The sequence below is a fragment of the Pandoraea apista genome, from assembly GCF_001465595.2.
GTDB classification, from domain to species: Bacteria; Pseudomonadota; Gammaproteobacteria; order Burkholderiales; family Burkholderiaceae; genus Pandoraea; species Pandoraea apista.
On record NZ_CP013481.2, the window covers coordinates 1,375,464 to 1,397,238 of the forward strand.

The window sequence follows — 21,775 nt, forward strand, 5'->3', positions numbered from 1 at the left end:
TTCATCATGGCTGATGTAAATGCTGTTCCGACCCCCGGCTTCGATAGCTTTGGGCTACATGCGGACATCTTGCGGGCCATCGCCGAGCAGGGCTACACCCAGCCGACACCGATCCAGGCGCAAGCCATTCCGGTCGTGCTGTCCGGTCGCGATGTCATGGGTGCCGCGCAAACGGGAACGGGCAAAACCGCCAGCTTCTCGCTGCCGATCATTCAGCGTTTGCTCCCCGATGCCAACACGAGTGCTTCACCCGCCCGTCACCCGGTGCGTGCGCTGATTCTCACGCCGACGCGTGAGCTTGCCGATCAGGTCGCCGACAACGTACGTGCCTACGCAACTCACACACCGCTGCGGAATACGGTGGTGTTCGGTGGCGTCGACATGAACCCGCAGAAGGACGCATTGCGACGCGGCGTCGAGATTCTGATTGCCACGCCAGGGCGTCTGCTTGATCACGTCGAGCAGAAGACGGTGAATCTGAGTCAGGTGAAGATGCTTGTGCTCGACGAAGCCGACCGCATGCTCGACATGGGTTTCCTGCCGGATTTGCAGCGCATTCTGAATTTGCTGCCGAAGCAGCGTCAGACGCTGTTGTTCTCGGCAACGTTCTCGAACGACATCAAGAAGCTCGCTTCGAGCTATCTCTCGAATCCGGTCACGATCGAGGTGGCCCGTCGCAATGCGACGGCCGATAACGTCGAGCAAGTCGTCTATGAAGTTGACGAAGACGACAAGCGCGCTGCCGTGGTGCAGATTCTGAATGAGCGCGACCTCAAGCAGGTCATCGTGTTCGTGAACAGCAAGGTCGGTGCGAGCCGTCTCGCACGTCAATTGGAGCGTGAGGGCATTGTCACCGCTGCAATTCACGGCGACAAATCGCAGAACGAGCGTATGCAAGCGCTCGAAGCGTTCAAGCAAGGTGGCATTCGTGCACTGGTGGCGACCGATGTTGCCGCGCGCGGGCTGGACATCTCGGATCTGCCGGGCGTGATCAACTACGACCTACCGTACAACCCGGAAGACTATGTACACCGTATCGGTCGCACGGGCCGTGCGGGCGCGTCGGGCGAGGCGATCTCGCTGTGTGCACCGGATGAGCGCAAGCAACTCGTGGAAATCGAGAAGCTGATCAAGCGCGAACTCAAGCGTGGAGAGCTGGTAATGGAGCGTCGCAGCCGTTCGCGCGATGACCGTAACGGCGAACGCTACGATCGCGGTGAGCGTACGGATCGATCGGAGCGCAGCGAGCGTCATAGCCGCCACGATGGCCTGCGCGCCAGCCGTACCGGCAGTTCCGCACCCCGTCGCGTTCGTCCGGAAGACGAATTTTTCTACAAGCCCTACGAGCCGTCGCCGTCGGCGGACGACATGCAACGTGAAACGCGCTCGTCGCAAGAATCCGCTGCGCCGACCGCGTTCGGTGCGCTACCTGACAAGGCGCCGAAGCGTCAGGTGGCAGCGCTGCTCGCGGGCTTCCCCCGCAAGGCGAGCAACTAAGACGGACCGCGGGGCGCGCCGCCGCCATTTTGGCGCGCAGACAGTGAAGAGCCAGCGTGATTGCGCTGGCTTTTTTCATTGGGCGCCTGGGATAGAGAGGGGACGGGCCTCAGCGTCCGCGCTGTTCTCGCCAAGCCTGCGTGGCTGCCGCGTAGAAGTCTTCGCAGTGAGATACGCTGGCGAGTGACGGCGGTAAGCCGAGATGGATGGCGGCGTGCTTGAGGGCGGTGAGCACTGCGTCGGGCGTATCGAGGACGAGCGGCGCGGCACCGTTTTGCTTGCTCAGCTTCTCGCCGTCCTCAGCCATGACCAGCGGGACGTGCAGATAGCGTGGCGTTGGTGCGCCGAGACAGGTCTGAAGATAGATCTGACGCGCCGTCGAATCCAGCAGATCTTCGCCACGCACGATATCGGTGATGCCCTGCGCCTGATCGTCGACGACCACGGCCAACTGGTAAGCCCACTGGCCATCGGCCCGCTTGAGCACGAAGTCCCCGACTTCCGTTGCCAGATCCTGCGTTTGCGGGCCCATCCAACGATCTTCGAAGTGCATGCGAGCCGCGTCGCCGTCCGGCACCCGCAGGCGCCACGCGCGTGCCGTCTTGCCGTGCAGACCGTCGCGGCAGGTGCCTGGATAGGCGAGCGTACTGTGACGGGCGTGTACGCGTGTGAGCGAGTCGGCAATCTCGCGCCGCGTGCAACCGCAGGGGTACACCCGTCCGTGAGCCGTAAGCGAAGCAAGTGCTTGCTCGTAGAGGGCGTGCCGCCGGCTTTGCCAGACGACGGGCTCGTCCGAGTGCAGGCCCAGACGTGTCAGGGTAGCGAGAATGTCTTCGGCCGCGCCCGGCACACATCGCGGCGTGTCGAGATCTTCCATGCGGACGATCCAGACGCCGTCATGGGCGCGCGCATCGAGCCAACTGGCCAGCGCGGTAACGAGCGAGCCGAGGTGCAGCGGGCCGGTCGGCGAAGGCGCAAAACGGCCCCGGTAGCGGCGCGCGAGGCTGGCGGGCGGTGTGGCGTCGTGCACCGAAGTGTGGGCCACCGGCGCGCTTAGGCGGACGTGGCGGGCGTGATGGACGTCTTAGCCGTCGCGGCGCTTTCCGGTGCGCTGACGGCCGCCCGGGTGCCAACGCATGCCGGACAGTGCGCACCTTCGACGTAATCGGGGCTTTGTTGGTCCTCGGCTGTGACTACGGCACGGCATGCGAAGCACTGCTTGGTCGTCGACGGTGCGAGTTCGGGGGTGAGCGCCGTGCGGTAGTCGAACACGAAGCAGTCGCCCCGATAATGTGCGCCGCCCACGTCTTCAAAGTACTTGAGAATACCGCCGTCGAGCTGATACGTATGTTCGAGACCGATATCGCGCATGTAGATCGCCGCCTTCTCGCAACGAATACCGCCGGTGCAGAACGATACGATGGTCTTGCCTTCGAAGTCCTCGCGGTGTGCGGCGATGACGTCGGGAAATTCCGAGAATTTCGTCAGACGATAATCGATGGCGTTGTCGAACGTGCCGACATCGATCTCGAAGTCGTTGCGCGTGTCGAGCATGACGACCGGGCGGCCTTCGTCGTCCTGGCCCGCGTCGAGCCAGCGCTTGAGCGTGACGGGGTCGACGCCGGGCGCACGGCCATCTGCCGGCTTGATGACCGGCATCTTCATCGTGATGATTTCCTTCTTCTGACGCACCAGCATCCGGCGGAACGGCTGCGTCTCGGACAGGCTTTCCTTGACGGTGAGGTCGGCAAAGCGGGCATCGGCGCGCAGGCTGCCAAGGAAAGTGTCGATGGCCTCGCGCGAGCCAGCCAGAAACAGGTTGATACCTTCCGGTGCGAGCAGGATGGTGCCCTTCAGGTCGAGTGCCTGACAGCGTTCGAGCAGGGCCGGACGCAGGGTCGCGATGTCGTCGAGCGTGACGAACTTGTACGCAGCGATATTGACGATAGACATGGCAACAAAATTTCGCAAAAGCGTGAAGCAATAAACCGCCATTATCGCCGATTCGGCCCCGAAGCACTTTGATTTCACACCGGATTTCGCCAAATCGGACGGCATCCCGGGTTTGAAGCGGAAAAATTCTTAGTGCCTGTCCGGCGCCATCCGAAAAGCGGGGAAAGGCCGGACGTTTCGTCGGGCGAAGTCCGCTATCCGGGGGGCGCCGCGTTACAATACGGCCCATGTCAGAACCTCGCTTCGTCCACCTCCGTCTCCATTCCGAATACTCGATCGCCGATGGCATCGTGCGGCTCGACGACGTCGTCAAGGCCGCCGCCAAGGACGGTCAGGGCGCGCTCGCGCTGACCGATCTCGCGAACATGTTCGGCGCCATCCGTTTCTACAAGGAAGCCCGCGGCAAGGGCGTCAAGCCGATCATCGGCTGCGACGCCTGGATCACGAACGCTGCCGACCGCGACAAGCCGTCGCGCCTGTTGCTCCTTGCGCGCGACAAGGAAGGCTATCTGAACCTGTGCCAGTTGCTGTCCAAGGCGTGGCTAGGCAATCAGTGGCGTGGGCGGGCAGAGATTGAACCGTCGTGGCTTCAGGCCGACGGACTCGCACGCGGCCTGCTGGCGCTTTCCGGCGCGCAGATGGGCGACATTGGTGCCGCACTGGCGGCGGGCAATTCCGAACTGGCGTTGCAGTGCGCGCAGCACTGGGCAAGCGTGTTCCCGGGGGCGTTCTATATCGAGTTGCAGCGCACCGGTCAGGCCGGCATGGAAAACTACGTGCAGCAGGCCGTGCAACTGGCGGCGAAAGCCGGGCTGCCCGTCGTCGCCACGCATCCGATCCAGTTCATGACGGCCGACGATTTCACCGCGCACGAGGCGCGCGTGTGTATTTCGGAAGGCGAGATGCTGGGCAACGCACGCCGTGTGCGCCGTTTCACTCAGGATCAGAGTTTCCGCACGCAGGACGACATGATTGCCGCGTTCGAGGACGTGCCTTCCGCGGTGGCCAACACGGTTGAGATCGCCAAGCGCTGCAACCTGACGCTCGAGCTCGGCAAGCCGAAGCTGCCGCGCTTCCCCACGCCGGACGGTATGTCGCTCGATGACTACCTCGTGCACCTGTCCAAGGAAGGGCTGGAGACGCGTCTCGCGCAGTTGTTCCCCGACGAGGCGGAGCGAGACAAGCAGCGCCCGGACTATTACAAGCGGCTCGACTTCGAGACGGGCACGATCATCAAGATGGGGTTCCCCGGCTACTTCCTGATCGTGGCGGACTTCATCCAATGGGCGAAGAACAACGGTGTGCCGGTGGGTCCGGGCCGGGGGTCGGGCGCCGGTTCGCTGGTCGCCTACGCGTTGGGCATTACCGACCTCGACCCGCTTAAGTACAACCTGCTGTTCGAGCGCTTCCTGAATCCGGAACGCGTTTCGATGCCCGACTTCGATATCGATTTCTGTCAGGACGGGCGCGATCGGGTCATTCAGTACGTCAAGGAAAAGTACGGCGCGGACGCCGTTTCGCAGATCGCGACCTTCGGCTCGATGGCCGCCAAGGCCGCGGTGCGCGACGTTGGCCGCGTGCTGGATCTCGGCTACAACTTCGTCGACGGCATTTCCAAGCTGATCCCGTTCAAGCCGGGCAAGCACGTCACCATCGACGACGCGCTCAAGGAAGAGCCGCAACTCGCCGAGCGTTTCCAGACCGAGGACGAAGTCAAACAGTTGATCGAGTTGGCGCAGCGCGTCGAAGGCCTCACGCGTAACGTCGGCATGCACGCCGGGGGCGTGTTGATCGCGCCGGGCAAGCTGACGGATTTCTGCCCGCTGTACACACAGGGCAGCGGCGAAGATGCCAGCGGCGTGGTGAGTCAGTACGACAAGGACGACGTGGAAGCCGTTGGCCTGGTGAAGTTCGACTTTCTGGGGCTGACAACGCTCACGATCCTGAACTGGGCCGAGCGCTACATCAAACGCTTGCACCCGGAGATGGCGGACTGGTCGCTCGATCAGGTTTCCCTCACGGACCCCGCCGCGTTCAGCATCCTCAAGAAAGCCAACACGGTGGCTGTGTTCCAGTTGGAAAGCCGCGGCATGCAGGGCATGTTGAAAGACGCTCAGCCTGACCGGTTCGAGGACATCATCGCGCTGGTCGCGTTGTACCGCCCCGGCCCGATGGACCTGATCCCGAGCTTCTGCGCCCGTAAGCATGGCCGTGAGAAGGTGGAATATCCGGATCCGCGCGTTGAGCCGGTGCTCCAGGAGACCTACGGCATCATGGTCTATCAGGAGCAGGTGATGCAGATGGCGCAGATCATCGGCGGATACTCGCTCGGTGGCGCCGACTTGCTGCGTCGCGCGATGGGGAAGAAAAAGGCCGAAGAAATGGCCGAGCATCGCGAGATTTTCGCGAAGGGAGCCGCTGAAAACGGCCTCACGCGCGAAAAGTCGGACGAAATCTTCGACTTGATGGAGAAGTTCGCGGGTTACGGCTTCAATAAGTCGCACGCGGCGGCGTATGCGCTGCTCGCGTATTACACCGCATGGCTCAAGGCGCACCACCCCGCCGAATTCATGGCAGCCAACATGAGCTTGGCCATGGACGACACGGACAAGGTCAAGATTCTCTACGAAGACTGCCTGTCGAGCGCCAACGGGTTGGGCGTGCTGCCGCCGGACGTCAACGTCTCGGCTTATCGCTTCGAGCCCGCCGATTCGAAGACCGTGCGTTACGGTCTGGGGGCCATTAAAGGTAGCGGCCAATCGGCGATCGAAGAAATTCTGCGCGCCCGCGAAGAGCGGCCGTTCACCGATCTGTTCGACTTCTGCGCGCGGATCGACCGTCGGGTGGTGAATCGTCGCACGATTGAAGCCTTGATTCGAGCCGGCGCGTTCGACAGCATTCACGAGAACCGTGCGCAGTTGATGGCATCGGTGCCGATGGCGATGGAGGCTGCCGAACAGGCGAGCGCAGCGGCCAATCAGGTCAGTCTCTTCGATCTCGGCGACGAAAGCTTGCAAGCCCCGCTGGAGCTTGCCGACGAGCCGGCGTGGACCGACAAGCGCAAGCTGCAGGAAGAGAAGCAGGCACTGGGCTTCTATTTGTCCGGCCACATGTTCGACTCGTACTCGGAGGAGGTGCGCCGTTTCGTGCGCACGCGTATCCGTGACCTTTCCGAGGGACGGGACAGGCTCGTCGCCGGGGTGATTGCCAGCATGCGCACGATGATGACTCAGCGCGGCAAGATGCTGATCGTTCAACTCGACGACGGCACAGGCACGCTCGAAGTGACGATCTTCAACGAACAGTTCGAGGCGAACAAGCACCTCTTCAAGGAAGACGAACTGTTGATCGTGCAGGGCAATGCGCGCCCCGACAGCTTTACGGGCGGTTTGCGCTTCACCACGGAAAGCCTGATGGATCTCGGCCGGGCCCGTGCGCGCTTCGCGCGCGCGCTCAAGCTGTCGTTCAATGGCAATGCAGACTGGACACGTCTGCGCGCCACGCTGCAACCGCACTGCACGATGTACCGCGTCGCGGCTACCGCGAGTTCCGGCGGTGGCGGATTCAATGGCGGCGGCGGTGGCTTCGGCCGCCGGAATGGCAGCAACGGTAACGGCAATGGTGACGACGACAAGCAGAGCGGCTTGCCGGTGCACATTGTGTACCGTCGGCCGGACGCCGAATGCGAGTCACGATTGGGTGATGACTGGCGGGTACAGCCCGGCGATGAATTGCTTGGCGAGCTTCGCCATTGGCTCAAGCCCGACTCGGTACAGATCATTTATTGAGGTAACCCTCGGGGCCGGGCGTGGCTTGGCGCCGCCTGATGCCGCTCGCCAGTTCGTCAGTTCGCTATTCGGTACAACAAGGAAATCCGGATGTTCTCCATCATCGTTCCGACGTGGAACAACCTCGCTTTGCTACAACTCTGCGTGCGCAGCATTCGCCAGAATTCGAGCCATGCCCACCAGATCATCGTTCACGTGAACGACGGATCGGATGGATCGCTAGAGTGGGTGCGAGCCGAGGGCATCGAGCATACGGCCTCGCCCGGGAACATTGGTATCTGCTACGCCGTGAATCAGGCCGCAGCGCTCGCACGTGAGAAGTACATTGTCTATCTGAACGACGACATGTACTGCTGCCCAGGCTGGGACAGCGCCCTGATCGAACGCGCCGAAGCCATGCCCGACAAGGCTTTTATGCTCTCGGGCACGATGATCGAGCCGGTCGACACCCGCAATCCTTGTGTGCTGGTGCACGACTTTGGCCGTGACGTCGATACCTTCGACGAAGCGGGGTTGCTTGCTGCGGTACCGACTTATGCCAAGCCCGATTGGTTTGGCGCCACCTGGCCGCCGACGCTAGTGCATCGCGACTGGTGGTTCCTCGTGGGCGGCTACAGCACCGAACTGAGCCCGGGCATGAGCAGTGACAACGATTTTTCGATGAAGATGTGGGCCGCAGGCGCTCGCCGTTTCGTGGGCGTCGGGGCGAGCCTTGTGTACCACTTCCAGTGCAAGAGCACCGGCAAAGTCGTGAAGAACGACGGCCGCACACAATTCCTGCGCAAGTGGGGCATGACCCAGTCCATTTTCGACCGCTATTACCTGCGTCGTGGCAAGCCGGTGCCGACGGGCAACGATGGACGTTTGCCCGAACCCGTCGACGACGGCAAACTGCGCTGGGAGCTATTCCGCTCCCGCGTGAAGCGCGCGCTCGCCAAGTAACGGCGAAAGTCGGACGCTGAACATCGACGGCAGATAAAAAACGGACGCCAATCGCGTCCGTTTTTGCTTTTGCGGAGGTCCTGTGCTGGCGCATCGGACGCAATCGACTCAGCGGATTCGGTCGACGCAACCGATTCAAGCGATTCAACCGGTGCACACCGTGCTGGCGGCGTCAGACATCCCCACGTCGCAGCAAGGCGTACTTGAGGAACGCACTTCGCGCATTCATTCGCGCAATGGCGGCGCCGGTCGCGCCGTCGAGAAAACCGCGACGCAATACAAAGGTGCGTACGAACGCCCACCCTCCATTGATCCACGGCTTGAGCGGTGAAACTCGCTTGCCTCGCAACGCCATCTCTTTCGCGCCTGCGCGCGCATAACGCTGCACCTTGTCCTCGACCTGGCGGGCTTCGGTATAGCTGTAATGCAGCAGATGATGCGTCAAAGTGCCGATCTCGCCATCGACGATCACGCGCTCGTGCACGAGATTGTCGGAAAAACGACCCGCCTCGCGTCGGAACAGCCTTAGCACGTAGTCGGGATACCAGCCGCAGTGGCGCACCCAGTGTCCGAGGAATTGCGACAGGCGGGGCATCCGATAGCCCGTATGGGCGCTTTGTGCGATCGCTGCCGTAATGTCGGCGGCCAACTCGGGCGTGACGCGTTCATCGGCGTCAAGCGAGAGCACCCACGGCTGCGTGGCGTGCGAAAGGGCGCGGTTCTTTTGCGGACCGAAGCCGGGCCAATCTGTCGTCACGTGCACTTCGGCGCCCGCCGCGCGAGCGATATCTGCGGTGCCGTCCGTGCTTGCGTTGTCGACCACGACAATCTGAGATGCCAGCGACTGCACCGACGCAATGCACTCCGCTATGTTATGACGCTCGTTGCGCGTGAGTATCGTGACCGTAAGCGGCAAACGCGACAAATGCGGCGTTTGCGACATTTGCGACATTTGCGATGGCGAGGAAACGGACGGTGTAGCTTCGATCATGTGAATTCACGAAATGGCGGCAACAGACCTCAGACCCGCGAGTCCGGGGAGTCATCTCGCGTCGTCGGCTCAGGCGTTGAGCAGCTCGACGAGCGCTTCGCCGTAGCGTTCGATCTTGGCCTCACCGAGTCCGGTGATGTCGACGAGACCGTCGCGATGGCGCGGGCGGCGTTGTGCAAGCTCACGCAGCGTCCGGTCGTGCAGGATAACGTATGCAGGCACCTGCTGCGTCTTGGCGATGTCCTGCCGCCAGGCGCGCAATTTATCGAACAGTTGCTGATCGGCGGCGTCAAGTTCGATAGCGGGCGATGATGCGTAGCCGGCAAAGCGGCTCTTCTTGCCAGCCGTTGGTCGCTGGCGCCGCAACGATAGCGTGGTTTCCCCCTTGAGCACGGGGCGCGCCGCTGCGTTCAGCGTCAATGCGCCGTACTGGCTGCTGTCGGGTTCAATAATGCCGTGTGCGATCAACTGACGAAACACTGCGCGCCAGCCTTGATCGTCGAGTTCGCCGCCGACGCCGAATGTCGGCAGGGTTTCGTGCCCGAACTGACGAATCTTGTCGGTGCTGCGCCCGCGTAACAGGTCCACCAGATGCCCGGCGCCGAAGCGCTGGCCCGTGCGCAGAATGGCCGAAAGTGCCTTCTGTGCCGCAATCGTGCCGTCGAAAACTTCTGGCGGGTTCAGGCAGACGTCGCAATTGCCGCAAGGCTCGCTGGCCTCGCCGAAATACGCCAGCAGCACGGTGCGGCGGCAACGCGGCGCTTCGCAATAGCCGAGCAGGGCGTCGAGCTTTTGGCGCTCGATACGCTTTTGCAGGTCGGGGGCGTTCGACTCGTCGATGCGGCTGCGATGCACCACGACGTCGTTTAGCCCGTAGGCCATCCAGGCTTCCGCGGGTTCGCCGTCGCGACCGGCGCGGCCTGTTTCCTGATAATAGGCTTCGAGGCTCTTGGGCAAATCCAGGTGAGCAACGAAGCGCACGTCGGGCTTGTCGATGCCCATGCCGAAGGCCACGGTCGCCGACATGACCAGACCTTCCTCTCGCAGGAACCGCTGCTGGTGCGTGCGTCGAACCTCCGCATCGAGTCCGGCGTGATAAGGCAGGGCCGGAATGCCCTGCGTTTCGAGCCACGCGGCGGTTTCCTCCACCTTTTTGCGCGACAGGCAGTAGACGATGCCCGCCTCGCCGCGATGCCTGGCAAGAAAGGCAAGCAACTGCTTGCGCGGATTGTCGCGATCGACGATCTCGTAACGAATATTCGGCCGGTCGAAGCTCGAGACGAACAGGCGCGCTTCGGTCAGGCCGAGGCGTGTCTGGATTTCGTCGCGTGTCGCGTTGTCCGCGGTGGCGGTCAGCGCAATGCGCGGCACGCGCGGGTAGCGTTCGTGCAGTGCGGAGAGCTGAATGTACTCGGGACGGAAGTCATGGCCCCACTGGGAAACGCAATGCGCCTCGTCAATGGCGAACAGCGCCAGTTGACCCCGCTCGTCGAGCCGGTCGAGCAGATCGAGAAACCGCTCCGTGAGCAGGCGCTCGGGCGCGACATAGAGCAGATCGAGTTCGCCACGGGCAGCGCGACGCTCGGTATCGAGCGCTTCGTCGAAGCTGAGGCTGGAATTCAGATAGGCAGCGCGCACACCCGCTTGCAGCAAGGCGTCGACCTGATCCTGCATGAGCGCGATGAGCGGCGACACGACAATGCCGATGCCTGGGCGCAGCAGCGCGGGAATCTGGTAACAAAGGGATTTGCCACCGCCGGTCGGCATCAGTACGAGCGCATCGCCCCCATCGGCCACATGGTCGACGATGGCGGCTTGATCGCCGCGGAATGCGTTATAGCCGAATACGGTACGGAGGACTTCGAGTGCGCTTGCCATGGGCGGGAGTATACCGGTTCCACCCAGGCTTCGGCGCGCCGGATGCCCCGGATTGCGGGCACTGTCGCTATTTTTGCGGTGGCGTCCGAGTCCGCTCAGGACGTGTCCCGGCGGGACCGGCCGGTACGATAGAATAGCGGTTTTCCCGCCGTCCCCAACCTACATGAGCGTACCCCACAAGCCCACCGGCCCGATTTTGCGGCGTCTGCTGGGCTATCTCCAGCCGTATTGGCACATGGGCCTGCTGGCCGTTCTCGCCATGGCGCTTGTCGCCGGGACGGAAGCGGCCATTCCGGCGGTCCTCAAGCCAGTGCTCGACAAGGGATTTTCGGGGGGCGACCCGTGGAAGCTCTGGTACGTGCCCGCGGCGGTGATCGGTCTGGCCGTCATCCGGGGGCTGGCGCAGTATTCGGCCAACTACATGCTTTCGTGGGTCTCGAACCGCGTGCTGCTCGATCTGCGCGTACGCATGTTCGAACGGTTGCTGCATGCGCCGGCTTCGTTCTATCAGCGCGAGACCACCAGCACGCTCATCAACGCGCTGGTCTACGAAGTCAATCAGGTGCTTGGCGTGCTCACCACGGTGCTCATCACGCTCGTGCGCGATTCGCTGACGGTTGTGGGGTTGCTGGGCTATCTCTTCTACCTGAACTGGCGCCTCACGCTGGTGGTGGCCGTGATTCTGCCGCTCATCGGCTGGCTCGTCGGCAAAATCAATCGTCGACTGCGCCGTCTGAACCGCGAGCAGCAAACGCTGACCAATGCACTCTCGTACGTGGTCGAGGAGGCGGTGGGCGGTTACAAGGTAGTGAAGATCCACAACGGCGAGGCGTATGAAAAGTCGCGCTTCGACAAGATGACCAGCACGCTGCGCGGCTATGCCATGCGTGTGACTGTCTCCGGCGGTCTGGCGCAGCCGGTCACGCAGGCGCTCGCCTCGCTCGCCCTGGCTATTGTCATTACGGTGGCGATGATCGAGTCGTCGTCGGGCGAGATGACCGTCGGTGGCTTTACGGCGTTTGTCACGGCGCTGTTGCTCGTTGTCTCCCCGCTCAAGCATCTGATGGACGTCAACCAACCGCTGCAACGCGGTGTGACGGCCGCCGAGCTGATTTTCGAAGTCATGGACGTCGAAGTCGAGCCGATCGGTGGCGACCGCACGCTTGAGCGTGCCAAGGGCCGCGTGACATTCGATCATGTGAGCTTTCATTACGGCGCCAGCGAACGGCCGACGCTCGACCGGATTTCCCTCGATGTGGCGCCCGGTGAGATGGTGGCGCTGGTCGGGCCGTCCGGCAGCGGTAAGACAACGTTGGTCAATCTGGTGCCGCGCTTCTTCGACCCCACGGGGGGACGGATTCTGCTCGACGATATTCCGCTGACCGATCTGCGTCTGGCCGATTTGCGCCGCCAGATTGCATTCGTGAGCCAGGACGTCGTGCTCTTCAACGACACCGTGGCGGCGAACGTGGCGTACGGCCAGGAAATCGACTACGAGCGCGTGCAGGCGGCATTGCGTGCGGCCAATCTGGCCGATGCGGTGGCCGCCATGCCTGACGGAGTGGAGACACTCGTGGGCGACAACGGCATGCGCCTCTCGGGCGGTCAGCGTCAGCGTCTGGCGATTGCGCGCGCAATTTACAAGGACGCCCCGATTCTCATTCTCGACGAAGCGACGTCGGCGCTCGATTCGGAGTCGGAGCGCCATGTGCAGGCGGCGCTGGAAGTGTTGATGGAAGGGCGAACCACGCTGGTGATCGCGCACCGGCTCTCGACCATCGAGCGTGCGGATCGCATTGTGGTGCTGGAGCACGGCCGGATTGTGGAACAGGGCTCGCATCAGGCGCTGGTGGCACATAATGGCCTCTACGCGCATTTGCACCGCATTCAATACGCGCAACAACAGGAAGCCTGACCTCGCATTGCGCGCGTCAGACCTTTTGCCGAATTTGAGGAGATCACGATGAGCCAGCCGCCGATCAGTCGTTTCCCCGTACCCGATCTCGCCGCGTTGCCGGCCGATATCCGGGCACGCATCGACGAAGTGCAAGAAAAAGCAGGCTTCATCCCGAACGTGTTCCTCACGCTGGCGCATCGTCCCGACGAGTTTCGCGCGTTTTTTGCCTATCACGATGCGCTGATGCTCAAGGACGGCAATCTGAGCAAAGGCGAACGAGAGATGATTGTGGTTGCCACGAGCGCTGCGAATCAGTGCCTGTATTGCGTGGTCGCCCATGGTGCGCTGGTGCGCATCTACGAAAAGCAGCCGCTACTGGCCGATCAGGTCGCTGTAAACTACCTCAAGGCTGACCTTACGCCGCGTCAGAAGGCGATTCTCGCTTACGCGATGAAGGTTTGCGAACGCTCTCACGAGGTGGGCGATGGCGACTACGCAGCGCTGCGCGAACACGGTCTCGACGACGAGGATATCTGGGACATTGCCGCGATCACCGCGTTTTTCGGCATGTCCAATCGCATCGCCAACGCGATCTCGATGCGGCCCAACGACGAGTTCTTTTTGATGGGGCGCGTGCCGCGCGCCCGCTAAGTTTACCTCTCACCTATACTCGATACTTATGATCTTCGTGACTGGCGGTGCCGGTTTCATCGGTGCAAACTTCGTTCTCGACTGGCTGGCGCAACATGACGAGCCAGTGGTTACCATCGACAAGCTGACTTACGCCGGCAACCTGGCGAATCTGGCGAGTCTGGAGCGCGATCCGCGTCACCACTTTGCGCAGGTCGATGTTTGTGATCGTGCCGCGTTGGATCGTCTCTATGCAGAGCATCGCCCGCGTGCCGTGCTGCACTTTGCGGCCGAGAGCCATGTTGACCGTTCCATTCATGGCCCCGGCGACTTCGTACAAACGAATATCGTCGGCACGTTCACGATGCTTGAAGCGGCGAGGGCCTATTGGGGAACGCTTGACGCAGAGGCGCGCGGTGCCTTCCGTTTTCTGCATGTCTCGACGGACGAAGTCTATGGCTCGCTGAGCCCCACCGACCCGGCGTTTACCGAGACCACTCCCTACGCGCCCAACAGCCCGTATTCGGCGTCGAAAGCGGGTTCGGATCATCTTGTGCGTGCCTACCATCACACCTACGGTTTGCCGACGCTGACGACCAATTGCTCGAATAACTACGGCCCGTATCAATTCCCGGAAAAGCTCATCCCGCTGGTGATCGCGAACGCACTGGCCGGTAAGCCCCTGCCAATTTACGGCGACGGCAGTAACGTGCGTGACTGGCTGTACGTTGGCGATCATTGCTCGGCCATTCGGGAAGTGCTCGCCAGGGGCACGTTGGGCGAGGTGTATAACGTCGGTGGCTGGAACGAACAGAACAATCTGTCGGTGGTGAAGCATCTGTGCACGTTGCTCGACGAGCTGTCGCCGCGTGCGGATGGCAAGTCGTACGTCGATCAAATTACGTTCGTTACCGACCGCCCGGGACACGATCGCCGCTACGCGATCGATGCGCGAAAGCTTGAACGCGAACTGGGCTGGCGTCCGGCGGAGACATTCGAGACGGGTATGCGCAAGACGGTGCAGTGGTATCTCGCCAATGCCGAGTGGGTGCGTCAGGTGCAGTCGGGAGAGTACCAACGCTGGATCGAAACACACTATCAAAAGAATGACTGAGGCAGCTATGGGCATCAAACGTAAAGGCATTATTCTCGCCGGAGGATCCGGTACTCGGCTGTATCCCGCAACGCTAGCCGTCTCGAAGCAATTGCTGCCGGTGTACGACAAGCCGATGATCTATTACCCGCTCAGCACGCTGATGCTGGCGGGAATCCGCGACGTGCTGATCATCTCGACGCCGCAAGACACGCCGCGTTTCGAGCAGTTGCTGGGCGACGGTAGCCAGTGGGGGTTGAACCTGCAATATGCCGTGCAGCCCTCGCCTGACGGTCTGGCTCAGGCGTTCCTGATCGGGGCGGAATTTATCGGCAACGATCCGTGTGCGCTCGTACTGGGCGACAACCTGTTCTACGGGCACGATTTCGCGGGGCTGCTCTCGGCGGCAAATGCGCAGACAGAGGGCGCCTCCGTGTTCGCGTATCCGGTGCATGATCCCGAGCGTTACGGCGTGGTGACGTTCGATGCGAACGGCAAGGCTGTCGACCTCGTCGAGAAGCCGAAGGAGCCCAAGTCGCGTTATGCCGTGACCGGGCTGTACTTTTGCGACAACGACGTGATCGAGATTGCCCGGTCGATCAAACCCTCGCCGCGTGGCGAGCTGGAAATTACAGACGTCAATAACGAATATCTGCGCCGTGGCAAGCTCAATGTGCAAATTATGGGCAGAGGTTACGCGTGGCTCGATACCGGTACGCATGAGTCAATGCTCGAAGCGAGCACATTCATTCAGACGATCGAGTCCCGTCAGGGCCTGAAGGTCGCTTGCCCCGAGGAGATCGCATTCCGGCGCGGGTGGATTGACGCGGCAGCGATCGAAGCATTGGCGCAGCCGCTGGCCAAGACCGGTTACGGGCAGTATCTGCTCTCCATGTTGCGTGAACGGGTGTTCTAAGCCTGCGCAACGGATTCTTTCGATTTCTCTCGGTATCTCATCATGCAAGTGATTCCCACCGCCGTTCCGGCAGTTCGCGTGATCGAACCCAAAGTGTTTGGCGACTCTCGCGGTTATTTCTTCGAGAGCTTCAACCAGCGCAACTTCGACGACGCCCTGGGCGAGACACTCACGTTCGTGCAGGACAACCAGTCACGCTCCGGACGCGGCGTGTTGCGGGGGTTGCACTACCAGATCCGGCAGCCGCAGGGCAAACTCGTGCGCGTGCTGCACGGCGAAATCTTCGACGTGGCGGTCGATATTCGTGAAGGTTCGCCCACGTTCGGCCAATGGGTCGCAGAGGTTTTGAGCGCGGAGAACAAGAAGCAGTTGTGGATTCCGGCGGGCTTCGCGCACGGTTTTGTCGTGACGTCGGAGACGGCGGAAGTGCTGTACAAGACCACGGACTACTGGGCGCCGCAGTTCGAGCGCTGCATCCGCTGGGATGACCCGACACTTGCCATTCCCTGGCCGCTCGACGGCATCACGCCTATCGTCTCCGACAAGGATCGGCAAGGCATGCTGTTCGCGGACTACAAGCACGAAGATTAATACGGGCACGGGGAACGGCCCCGTACGGCAGGTCTCCGGCCACCGTGGCCTGTCGTCAGTCGACGGCGGGACCGGTGGCCGGTGTTTTTTCGGACGCCGCTGCGAGCTGGATATCGCCGGGCTCCTCCGCCCCCGACTCCGCTGACGATTCCCCCGTCATCCGCAGCACCCGGACATTGCGTAGCCCGAAGCGAGCGGTGAGCGTGTCGGCCACCGTTTGCGACGGAGGCTCCATGCCGCCATGTCTCACGTCCGCCTCATTTCCGCTGCCGGTCTGAGTGTCCGGGCGTGCCGGTTCCCGCAGACCTTCGACGATGACGTCAGCCTCCAATCCATTGTTCAGATAGTGCAGTTTGACGTCGTGCAGCGCGAGCGCGTTGGCACGGCACAGAACTTCTGCCGCGCCGACCATCGCCGCGCGTGCAGGCCATTGCTGCAAGGCGGTACCCTTGGTGTCGCTCTCGGGATCGACATGCACCAGCACGTCGAGAATCTGCGGTTCGCGCATGACGGCGGTGCGCGCCTGCTCGGCGATGTAGTGCCCTTCCGAGACCGACAGGCGTGCGTCAACGAGAATGTGCACGTCGACGACGATCTCGTCGCCCATACGCCGTGTGCGCAGCATGTCGACGGCGCGCACGCCGGGCGTGCTCAGCAAGTGTTCACGAATGTTGACGGTCGTGGCGTCGTCCACGCCGCGATCGATGAGGTCCTGCAACGCGTTCCAGCCGAACTTCCAACCGGTTCGGCCAATCATCAGGCCCACCAGCGCGGCAGCCAGCGGGTCGAGAATGCGATAGCCGGCCAGATTGCCCAGAATGCCGCACGCCACAACCAGCGACGACAGGGCATCGGAGCGCGCATGCCAGGCGTTCGCCACAAGCATGGCGGAGCGCACGCGCTGTGCCGCACGCAGCATGTAGCGGAAGAGCCCTTCCTTGCTGACCAACACGATCACGGCAACCACCAGCGCGACGGTATGGACTTCCGGAATCTCTTCCGGATGCAGCAGCCGTTCGACACCACGCCACAACATGCCCGCACCTACCACCAGAAGAATGACGCCCAGAAACAGCGACGCTGCGTTCTCATAGCGGCTGTGGCCGTAGGGGTGATCGGCGTCCGGCGCGCGGGCGCTGCCGCGCGCGGCAGCCAATACGACAAAGTCGGACACGATGTCCGACAGAGAGTGAATGCCGTCGGCGATCAACGCCTGCGAGCGGGCAAAAACACCGATGACGATCTGCGCCGTCGTGAGCATGACATTGACCCAGATGCTGACCCAGGTCGAATGGCGTGCAACGGCATGTTTGTCGAGCGCCTCGCTCGATGCCGCCAGATTGTCGTAGTTCGAGTAGGGCATGACGTCGGGGCGCGCGTGTCGGGAGAGGGTTACATCAGAATGATGTCGTACTGCTCCTGATGGAACGACGATTCCACCTGAAGCGAGATCGGTTTGCCGATGAAATCGATGAGCATCGCCAGATGTTGCGATTCTTCTTCGAGGAACAGATCGACGACTTCCTGCGAGGCGATCAGGCGGAATTCGCGCGGATTGAACTGGCGAGATTCACGCAGAATCTCGCGCAGGATGTCGTAGCACAACGTACGCGGCGTCTTGACCTGGCCCTTGCCCTGGCAGATGGCGCACGGCTCGCACAGCACGTGGGCAAGCGATTCGCGGGTGCGCTTGCGGGTCATCTCCACCAGTCCGAGCTGCGAGAAGCCGTTCACGGTGATGCGCGTGCGGTCGCGTGCGAGGGCCTTCTTCAACTCGGCCAGCACCGAGTCGCGATGCTCGGCACTTTCCATGTCGATGAAATCGATGATGATGATCCCGCCCAGATTGCGAAGCCGCAACTGACGCGCGATCATCAGCGCCGCCTCGAGGTTCGTCTTGAAGATCGTGTCGTCGAAATTGCGCGCCCCGACATAGCCGCCGGTATTCACGTCGATGGTCGTCATCGCCTCGGTCTGATCGATCATCAGGTACCCGCCGGACTTCAGATCGACGCGACGCGACAGCGCCCGCTCGATTTCCGTCTCCACGTTGTACAGATCGAACAGCGGGCGCTCGCCGGTGTAATGCGTGAGCTTGCCGAGCACGGCCGGTGTGTAAGTCGTGGCGAATTCGGCCAGCTTCTGGAACGTCTCGCGCGAGTCGACGAGAATCTTGCCGGTCTCCTCATGCACGAAGTCGCGCAGCACGCGTTGGGCCAGATTCAGATCCTGATACAGCAGCGACGGAGCGGGCAGGCGTGTGCTCTGCTCGCCAATGGTCTGCCACGACTTGCGCAGATAGGCGATGTCGTTTGCCAGTTCGGCATCGGCGGCGTCTTCCGCGATAGTGCGCACGATGAAGCCGCCTTTTTCGTCGGCCGGCACGAGCGCCTGAATCTTGCTGCGCAGCGCCTCGCGTTCCGCTTCGCTCTCGATGCGCTGCGAGATACCGATATGCGGCTCTTGCGGCAGATAGACCAGCGTTCGCCCGGCAATGCTGATCTGCGTCGACAAACGCGCACCCTTGGTGCCGATCGGGTCCTTGATGACTTGCACCATGAGCGTCTGCCCTTCGAAAACGGTCTTCTCGATGGGCGGCTGCGGGTGCGGCGTGGACGTGTCGTTGTTCGTGCGGGGATGCCAGATATCGGCGACGTGCAAGAACGCCGCGCGCTCCAGTCCGATATCGATGAACGCCGATTGCATGCCCGGAAGCACGCGCACGACCTTGCCCAGATAGATGTTGCCGACCAGGCCGCGCGACAGCGTGCGCTCGATGTGCAATTCCTGCACCGCACCGAGCTGCATGAGCGCCACACGGGTTTCCTGTGGCGTGATGTTGACCAGAATGTCTTCGTTCATAAAGTGTCAGTGTCGACCAGGCTCGAAATGCTTGGGCATCGGTATGCGTCAGAACTCGACGCCGGCTTGACGCAACAGCGCAGCGGTCTCGCACAACGGCAGCCCCATGATGCCTGAGTAGCTGCCATCGATGCGCATGACAAATTCAGCGGCTTTGCCCTGAATGCCGTAAGCGCCAGCCTTGCCACTCGGTTCACCCGAAGCGACGTAGCGCTCGATTTCTTCCCGGCGCAGCGGCCGGAACCAGACGTGCGAGATGTTGACCGCCTGATGCACCTGCCCGTCCGCACATACGGCCACGGCCGTCAGCACGCGATGGCGGGTGCCCGACAGGCGGGCGAGTACGGCACAGGCGTCGGCGTCGTCGAAGGGCTTGCCGAGGATGGTGCCATCGAGGCAGACCGTCGTGTCGGCGGCCAGAATGGGGGCGCCGGGCAGACCGGCGCGAGCCAGACGCGTGACAGCCGCTTCGGCCTTGGCACGGGTCACGCGCTGCACGTAATCGTCGGGCGGTTCTCCAGGCAGCACGGCTTCGAGCGCTTCGGCGTCTTCGTCGGCTCCCGGCAACAGCAGTTCGAAACGAACACCGAGCTGTTGCAACAATTCCTGGCGGCGGGGGCTTTGCGAAGCGAGATAGATGTACGGCATGGCGGCTTGGCTTGAATTCGTCCAGCCCGGCGCACGACTTTGCAGGGATTTGCAACGCGTGTACCGGGCCGCTGGATGGGCTGGGCGAGGGAACGCCCTATTATGCCGCCTTGCGCCCACGCCCGCCAGCACAGGCGGGCGGGCGGGGGCGGGGCGCTATCGGGCGCGAACGCGGAACCTGCCGGGCAGTGGGGGCCCTGCGGGCCGTGGCCCTCAGACGTCGGCGAGGAAGTCGACGCCAATCAGGTCGATGCGGTCGGTGCAGATGGCGTCTACACCCCACGCGGCCAGCTCACGCGCGCGCGCGGGCTCGTTGACCGTGTAGACCAGCATCTGGAGTCCGGCAGACTTGATCTCGGAAACCTGCGGGCCGTCGAGATGTTTGTGGCTCGCATGTAGCGAGACGGTGCCAAGCTTGCGGGCGTCGTCGCGCCAGTGCGCCGGCACGGCCTCGTAGAGCATGCCGCGCGGCAATTCGGGGGCGGCAGCGGCAGCGGCTTCGAGGGCTTCGTAGGAGAACGACGAGAGCAGGGGCGGCTGAGGATGCCCGGCCCACAGTGTCCGGACGGCCTCGGCCACGCGTTTGCCCGTCTCCACCTCGCGGCCCGGGCACGGCTTGATTTCGACGTTCGCGGCCAATCCCAGCGTCAGGCAGCGCTCGGCAACCTGAGCGAGCGTCGGCATTGTCTGACCGGCGAAGCGCGCATCGAACCAACTGCCGGCGTCCAGCTTGGCGATTTCGTCGTAGGTCATCTGCGCGGCGGCCCCGTGGCCGTTGCTCGTGCGGTCGACGGTGTCGTCGTGCAGCAGGAAGACGACGTTATCGGCCGAGAGCTTGGCGTCGAACTCGACCATTCGCAGGCCGAGCGACGCGCCCATTTCCAGGGCGGCCAGCGTGTTCTCCGGCGCCAGCTTGCCCCCACCGCGATGCGAGACGATGCGGGGATAGGGCCAGTGGCGCCATAGGTGGGCGGGTGTGGAGGTTTCGCTCATGCTTCGACTCGCTTGCCGGACGTCGGATCGAACAGATGCAACGTCTTGGCCGACATGGCCAGCGGTACCACCGTGCCCGCGGCCGGACGCAGTTCGTGAGGCAGTCGCACCGTGACGTGCTGATCGCCCCAACGGCCGTGCGCCAGATTGTCGGCACCCAACAGTTCGAGCTGATCGACGAGGATGTTGGTCTGTGCGGCGAACGCCCCCAGGCCATTCTGTTGTTCGGCGGGCACCAGATGTTCCGGGCGCACGCCAAGCACCAGTTCGCGATTGGCATGCGCCATGCTCGTGGGCGGCAACCGCAGCGACGGGCCACCGCCGTCGACCTGGAACGTGCGGCCTTCCGAGTCGACGCGGCCCTTGAGCAGGTTCATCGCGGGCGAGCCCATGAAGCTGGCAACGAACAGCGACGCCGGGCGCTCGTACACATCGGTCGGCGTGCCGATCTGTTCGGCGTAGCCCTTATTCATGACGATCACGCGATCGGCAAGCGTCATGGCTTCGACCTGATCGTGTGTGACGTAGAGGCTCGTTGTCTTCAGGCGGGCATGCAGGCGCTGGATTTCCAGGCGCATTTGCACGCGCAGCTTGGCGTCGAGGTTCGAGAGCGGTTCGTCGAACAGGAACACGGCCGGCTCGCGCACAATGGCACGGCCCATGGCCACGCGCTGACGCTGGCCGCCGGAGAGCTCGCGCGGCTTGCGGGCGAGCAGCGGCTCGAGCTCCAGAATGCGCGCAGCGGCGAGCACACGCTCGTCGATGGTCTTTTTGTCGATGCCGCGAATCTTCAGGCCATACGACATGTTCTGACGCACATCCATATGCGGATAGAGCGCGTAGTTCTGGAACACCATCGCAATGTTGCGATCCTTGGGCTCCAGTTGATTGACGACCTGCGAGCCGATCAGAATGCTGCCCTCGCTTACCGACTCGAGGCCGGCGACCATGCGCAGCAGTGTCGACTTGCCGCAGCCCGAGGGGCCGACGATGACCACGAATTCGCCGTCCTGGATATCGATGTCGACACCGTGCAGGACATAGTTGGTCTGGTCGTAGGTTTTCTTGACGCTATGGAGTTTGAGATTTGCCATGA

At 62.6% G+C, this 21,775-nt stretch carries 17 protein-coding genes; 8 read left to right on the forward strand and 9 right to left on the reverse strand.

Annotated features, from left to right (window positions below; all coding sequences use genetic code 11):
- Positions 1–6 precede the first annotated feature (6 nt).
- On the forward strand, positions 7–1,497 hold the full coding sequence (locus AT395_RS06370) for a DEAD/DEAH box helicase (protein ID WP_042112581.1): 1,491 nt from the start codon (positions 7–9) through the stop codon (positions 1,495–1,497).
- A 109-nt stretch (positions 1,498–1,606) separates the two neighbouring features.
- Here the strand turns inward: AT395_RS06370 and gluQRS are convergent, their stop codons facing one another.
- Positions 1,607–2,542, reverse strand: coding sequence for a tRNA glutamyl-Q(34) synthetase GluQRS (gene gluQRS, locus AT395_RS06375; protein ID WP_231606030.1), 936 nt, complete (start codon positions 2,540–2,542; stop codon positions 1,607–1,609).
- 8 nt (positions 2,543–2,550) lie between these two features.
- Positions 2,551–3,450, reverse strand: coding sequence for a sulfurtransferase (locus AT395_RS06380; RefSeq protein ID WP_048627849.1), 900 nt, complete (start codon positions 3,448–3,450; stop codon positions 2,551–2,553).
- Positions 3,451–3,677: 227 nt separating this feature from the next.
- On the opposite strand from AT395_RS06380, the gene dnaE reads away from it, so the two are divergent.
- A complete protein-coding gene (gene dnaE, locus AT395_RS06385; protein ID WP_376738416.1) occupies positions 3,678–7,238 on the forward strand; it encodes a DNA polymerase III subunit alpha in 3,561 nt (1,186 codons plus the stop codon).
- Between the two features lie 90 nt (positions 7,239–7,328).
- Positions 7,329–8,180, forward strand: coding sequence for a glycosyltransferase family 2 protein (locus AT395_RS06390; RefSeq protein ID WP_042112576.1), 852 nt, complete (start codon positions 7,329–7,331; stop codon positions 8,178–8,180).
- Between the two features lie 172 nt (positions 8,181–8,352).
- On the opposite strand, the gene AT395_RS06395 is transcribed toward AT395_RS06390, so the two are convergent.
- Both AT395_RS06395 and recQ read right to left on the reverse strand, forming a co-directional pair.
- Positions 8,353–9,123, reverse strand: a complete 771-nt coding sequence (locus tag AT395_RS06395; protein ID WP_376738417.1) for a glycosyltransferase family 2 protein — start codon at positions 9,121–9,123, stop codon at positions 8,353–8,355.
- Positions 9,124–9,240: 117 nt separating this feature from the next.
- The gene (recQ, locus tag AT395_RS06400; RefSeq protein ID WP_042112574.1) at positions 9,241–11,049 is read right to left on the reverse strand and encodes a DNA helicase RecQ; all 1,809 of its coding nucleotides are present in this window, start codon (positions 11,047–11,049) and stop codon (positions 9,241–9,243) included.
- Positions 11,050–11,212: 163 nt separating this feature from the next.
- Between recQ and msbA the strand changes: the two genes are divergently transcribed.
- The 5 genes from msbA to rfbC are packed head-to-tail and all read left to right on the forward strand — an operon-like array spanning position 11,213 to position 16,176.
- The gene (gene msbA / locus AT395_RS06405) at positions 11,213–12,964 is read left to right on the forward strand and encodes a lipid A export permease/ATP-binding protein MsbA (protein WP_042112573.1); all 1,752 of its coding nucleotides are present in this window, start codon (positions 11,213–11,215) and stop codon (positions 12,962–12,964) included.
- 48 nt (positions 12,965–13,012) lie between these two features.
- Positions 13,013–13,597: a peroxidase-related enzyme gene (locus AT395_RS06410; RefSeq protein ID WP_042112572.1), complete on the forward strand. Its 585-nt coding sequence runs from the start codon at positions 13,013–13,015 to the stop codon at positions 13,595–13,597.
- A gap of 28 nt (positions 13,598–13,625) precedes the next feature.
- Entirely contained in the window at positions 13,626–14,690 is a 1,065-nt protein-coding gene (gene rfbB, locus AT395_RS06415; RefSeq protein WP_042112571.1) for a dTDP-glucose 4,6-dehydratase, read from the forward strand.
- A 7-nt stretch (positions 14,691–14,697) separates the two neighbouring features.
- Complete coding sequence (gene rfbA, locus AT395_RS06420; protein WP_042112569.1) at positions 14,698–15,585, forward strand: glucose-1-phosphate thymidylyltransferase RfbA; 888 nt, start codon at positions 14,698–14,700, stop codon at positions 15,583–15,585.
- Positions 15,586–15,627: 42 nt separating this feature from the next.
- Positions 15,628–16,176 (forward strand): dTDP-4-dehydrorhamnose 3,5-epimerase, encoded by a 549-nt coding sequence (gene rfbC / locus AT395_RS06425; protein ID WP_048627814.1) that lies wholly within the window; start codon positions 15,628–15,630, stop codon positions 16,174–16,176.
- Positions 16,177–16,231: 55 nt separating this feature from the next.
- Here the strand turns inward: rfbC and AT395_RS06430 are convergent, their stop codons facing one another.
- The 5 genes from AT395_RS06430 to AT395_RS06450 all read right to left on the reverse strand — a co-directional run bounded on the left by AT395_RS06430 (position 16,232) and on the right by AT395_RS06450 (position 21,773).
- Positions 16,232–17,539: a cation diffusion facilitator family transporter gene (locus AT395_RS06430; protein ID WP_048627813.1), complete on the reverse strand. Its 1,308-nt coding sequence runs from the start codon at positions 17,537–17,539 to the stop codon at positions 16,232–16,234.
- Positions 17,540–17,568: 29 nt separating this feature from the next.
- Positions 17,569–19,038: a ribonuclease G gene (gene rng / locus AT395_RS06435; RefSeq protein ID WP_039367595.1), complete on the reverse strand. Its 1,470-nt coding sequence runs from the start codon at positions 19,036–19,038 to the stop codon at positions 17,569–17,571.
- 48 nt (positions 19,039–19,086) lie between these two features.
- Positions 19,087–19,686 carry a Maf family protein gene (locus AT395_RS06440; RefSeq protein ID WP_042112565.1) on the reverse strand — a complete coding sequence of 200 codons (600 nt, stop codon included), beginning with the start codon at positions 19,684–19,686 and terminating at the stop codon, positions 19,087–19,089.
- 213 nt (positions 19,687–19,899) lie between these two features.
- Positions 19,900–20,679, reverse strand: a complete 780-nt coding sequence (gene ugpQ, locus AT395_RS06445; RefSeq protein ID WP_042112564.1) for a glycerophosphodiester phosphodiesterase — start codon at positions 20,677–20,679, stop codon at positions 19,900–19,902.
- Complete coding sequence (locus tag AT395_RS06450; protein WP_042112563.1) at positions 20,676–21,773, reverse strand: sn-glycerol-3-phosphate import ATP-binding protein UgpC; 1,098 nt, start codon at positions 21,771–21,773, stop codon at positions 20,676–20,678. The genes ugpQ and AT395_RS06450 overlap by 4 nt, the downstream gene beginning before the upstream one ends.
- Positions 21,774–21,775: the final 2 nt, after the last annotated feature.

Bases quoted from the DNA above. Each gene is read 5' to 3' on its own strand.
- rng (WP_039367595.1), bottom strand. From the start codon at position 19,038: ATGAACGAAGACATTCTGGTCAACATCACGCCACAGGAAACCCGTGTG.
- AT395_RS06440 (WP_042112565.1), bottom strand. From the start codon at position 19,686: ATGCCGTACATCTATCTCGCTTCGCAAAGCCCCCGCCGCCAGGAATTG.
- recQ (WP_042112574.1), bottom strand. From the start codon at position 11,049: ATGGCAAGCGCACTCGAAGTCCTCCGTACCGTATTCGGCTATAACGCA.
- AT395_RS06410 (WP_042112572.1), top strand. From the start codon at position 13,013: ATGAGCCAGCCGCCGATCAGTCGTTTCCCCGTACCCGATCTCGCCGCG.
- msbA (WP_042112573.1), top strand. From the start codon at position 11,213: ATGAGCGTACCCCACAAGCCCACCGGCCCGATTTTGCGGCGTCTGCTG.
- ugpQ (WP_042112564.1), bottom strand. From the start codon at position 20,679: ATGAGCGAAACCTCCACACCCGCCCACCTATGGCGCCACTGGCCCTAT.
- AT395_RS06450 (WP_042112563.1), bottom strand. From the start codon at position 21,773: ATGGCAAATCTCAAACTCCATAGCGTCAAGAAAACCTACGACCAGACC.
- rfbA (WP_042112569.1), top strand. From the start codon at position 14,698: ATGGGCATCAAACGTAAAGGCATTATTCTCGCCGGAGGATCCGGTACT.
- rfbB (WP_042112571.1), top strand. From the start codon at position 13,626: ATGATCTTCGTGACTGGCGGTGCCGGTTTCATCGGTGCAAACTTCGTT.
- AT395_RS06395 (WP_376738417.1), bottom strand. From the start codon at position 9,123: ATGTCGCAAACGCCGCATTTGTCGCGTTTGCCGCTTACGGTCACGATA.
- AT395_RS06380 (WP_048627849.1), bottom strand. From the start codon at position 3,450: ATGTCTATCGTCAATATCGCTGCGTACAAGTTCGTCACGCTCGACGAC.
- rfbC (WP_048627814.1), top strand. From the start codon at position 15,628: ATGCAAGTGATTCCCACCGCCGTTCCGGCAGTTCGCGTGATCGAACCC.
- AT395_RS06370 (WP_042112581.1), top strand. From the start codon at position 7: ATGGCTGATGTAAATGCTGTTCCGACCCCCGGCTTCGATAGCTTTGGG.
- dnaE (WP_376738416.1), top strand. From the start codon at position 3,678: ATGTCAGAACCTCGCTTCGTCCACCTCCGTCTCCATTCCGAATACTCG.
- AT395_RS06430 (WP_048627813.1), bottom strand. From the start codon at position 17,539: ATGCCCTACTCGAACTACGACAATCTGGCGGCATCGAGCGAGGCGCTC.
- AT395_RS06390 (WP_042112576.1), top strand. From the start codon at position 7,329: ATGTTCTCCATCATCGTTCCGACGTGGAACAACCTCGCTTTGCTACAA.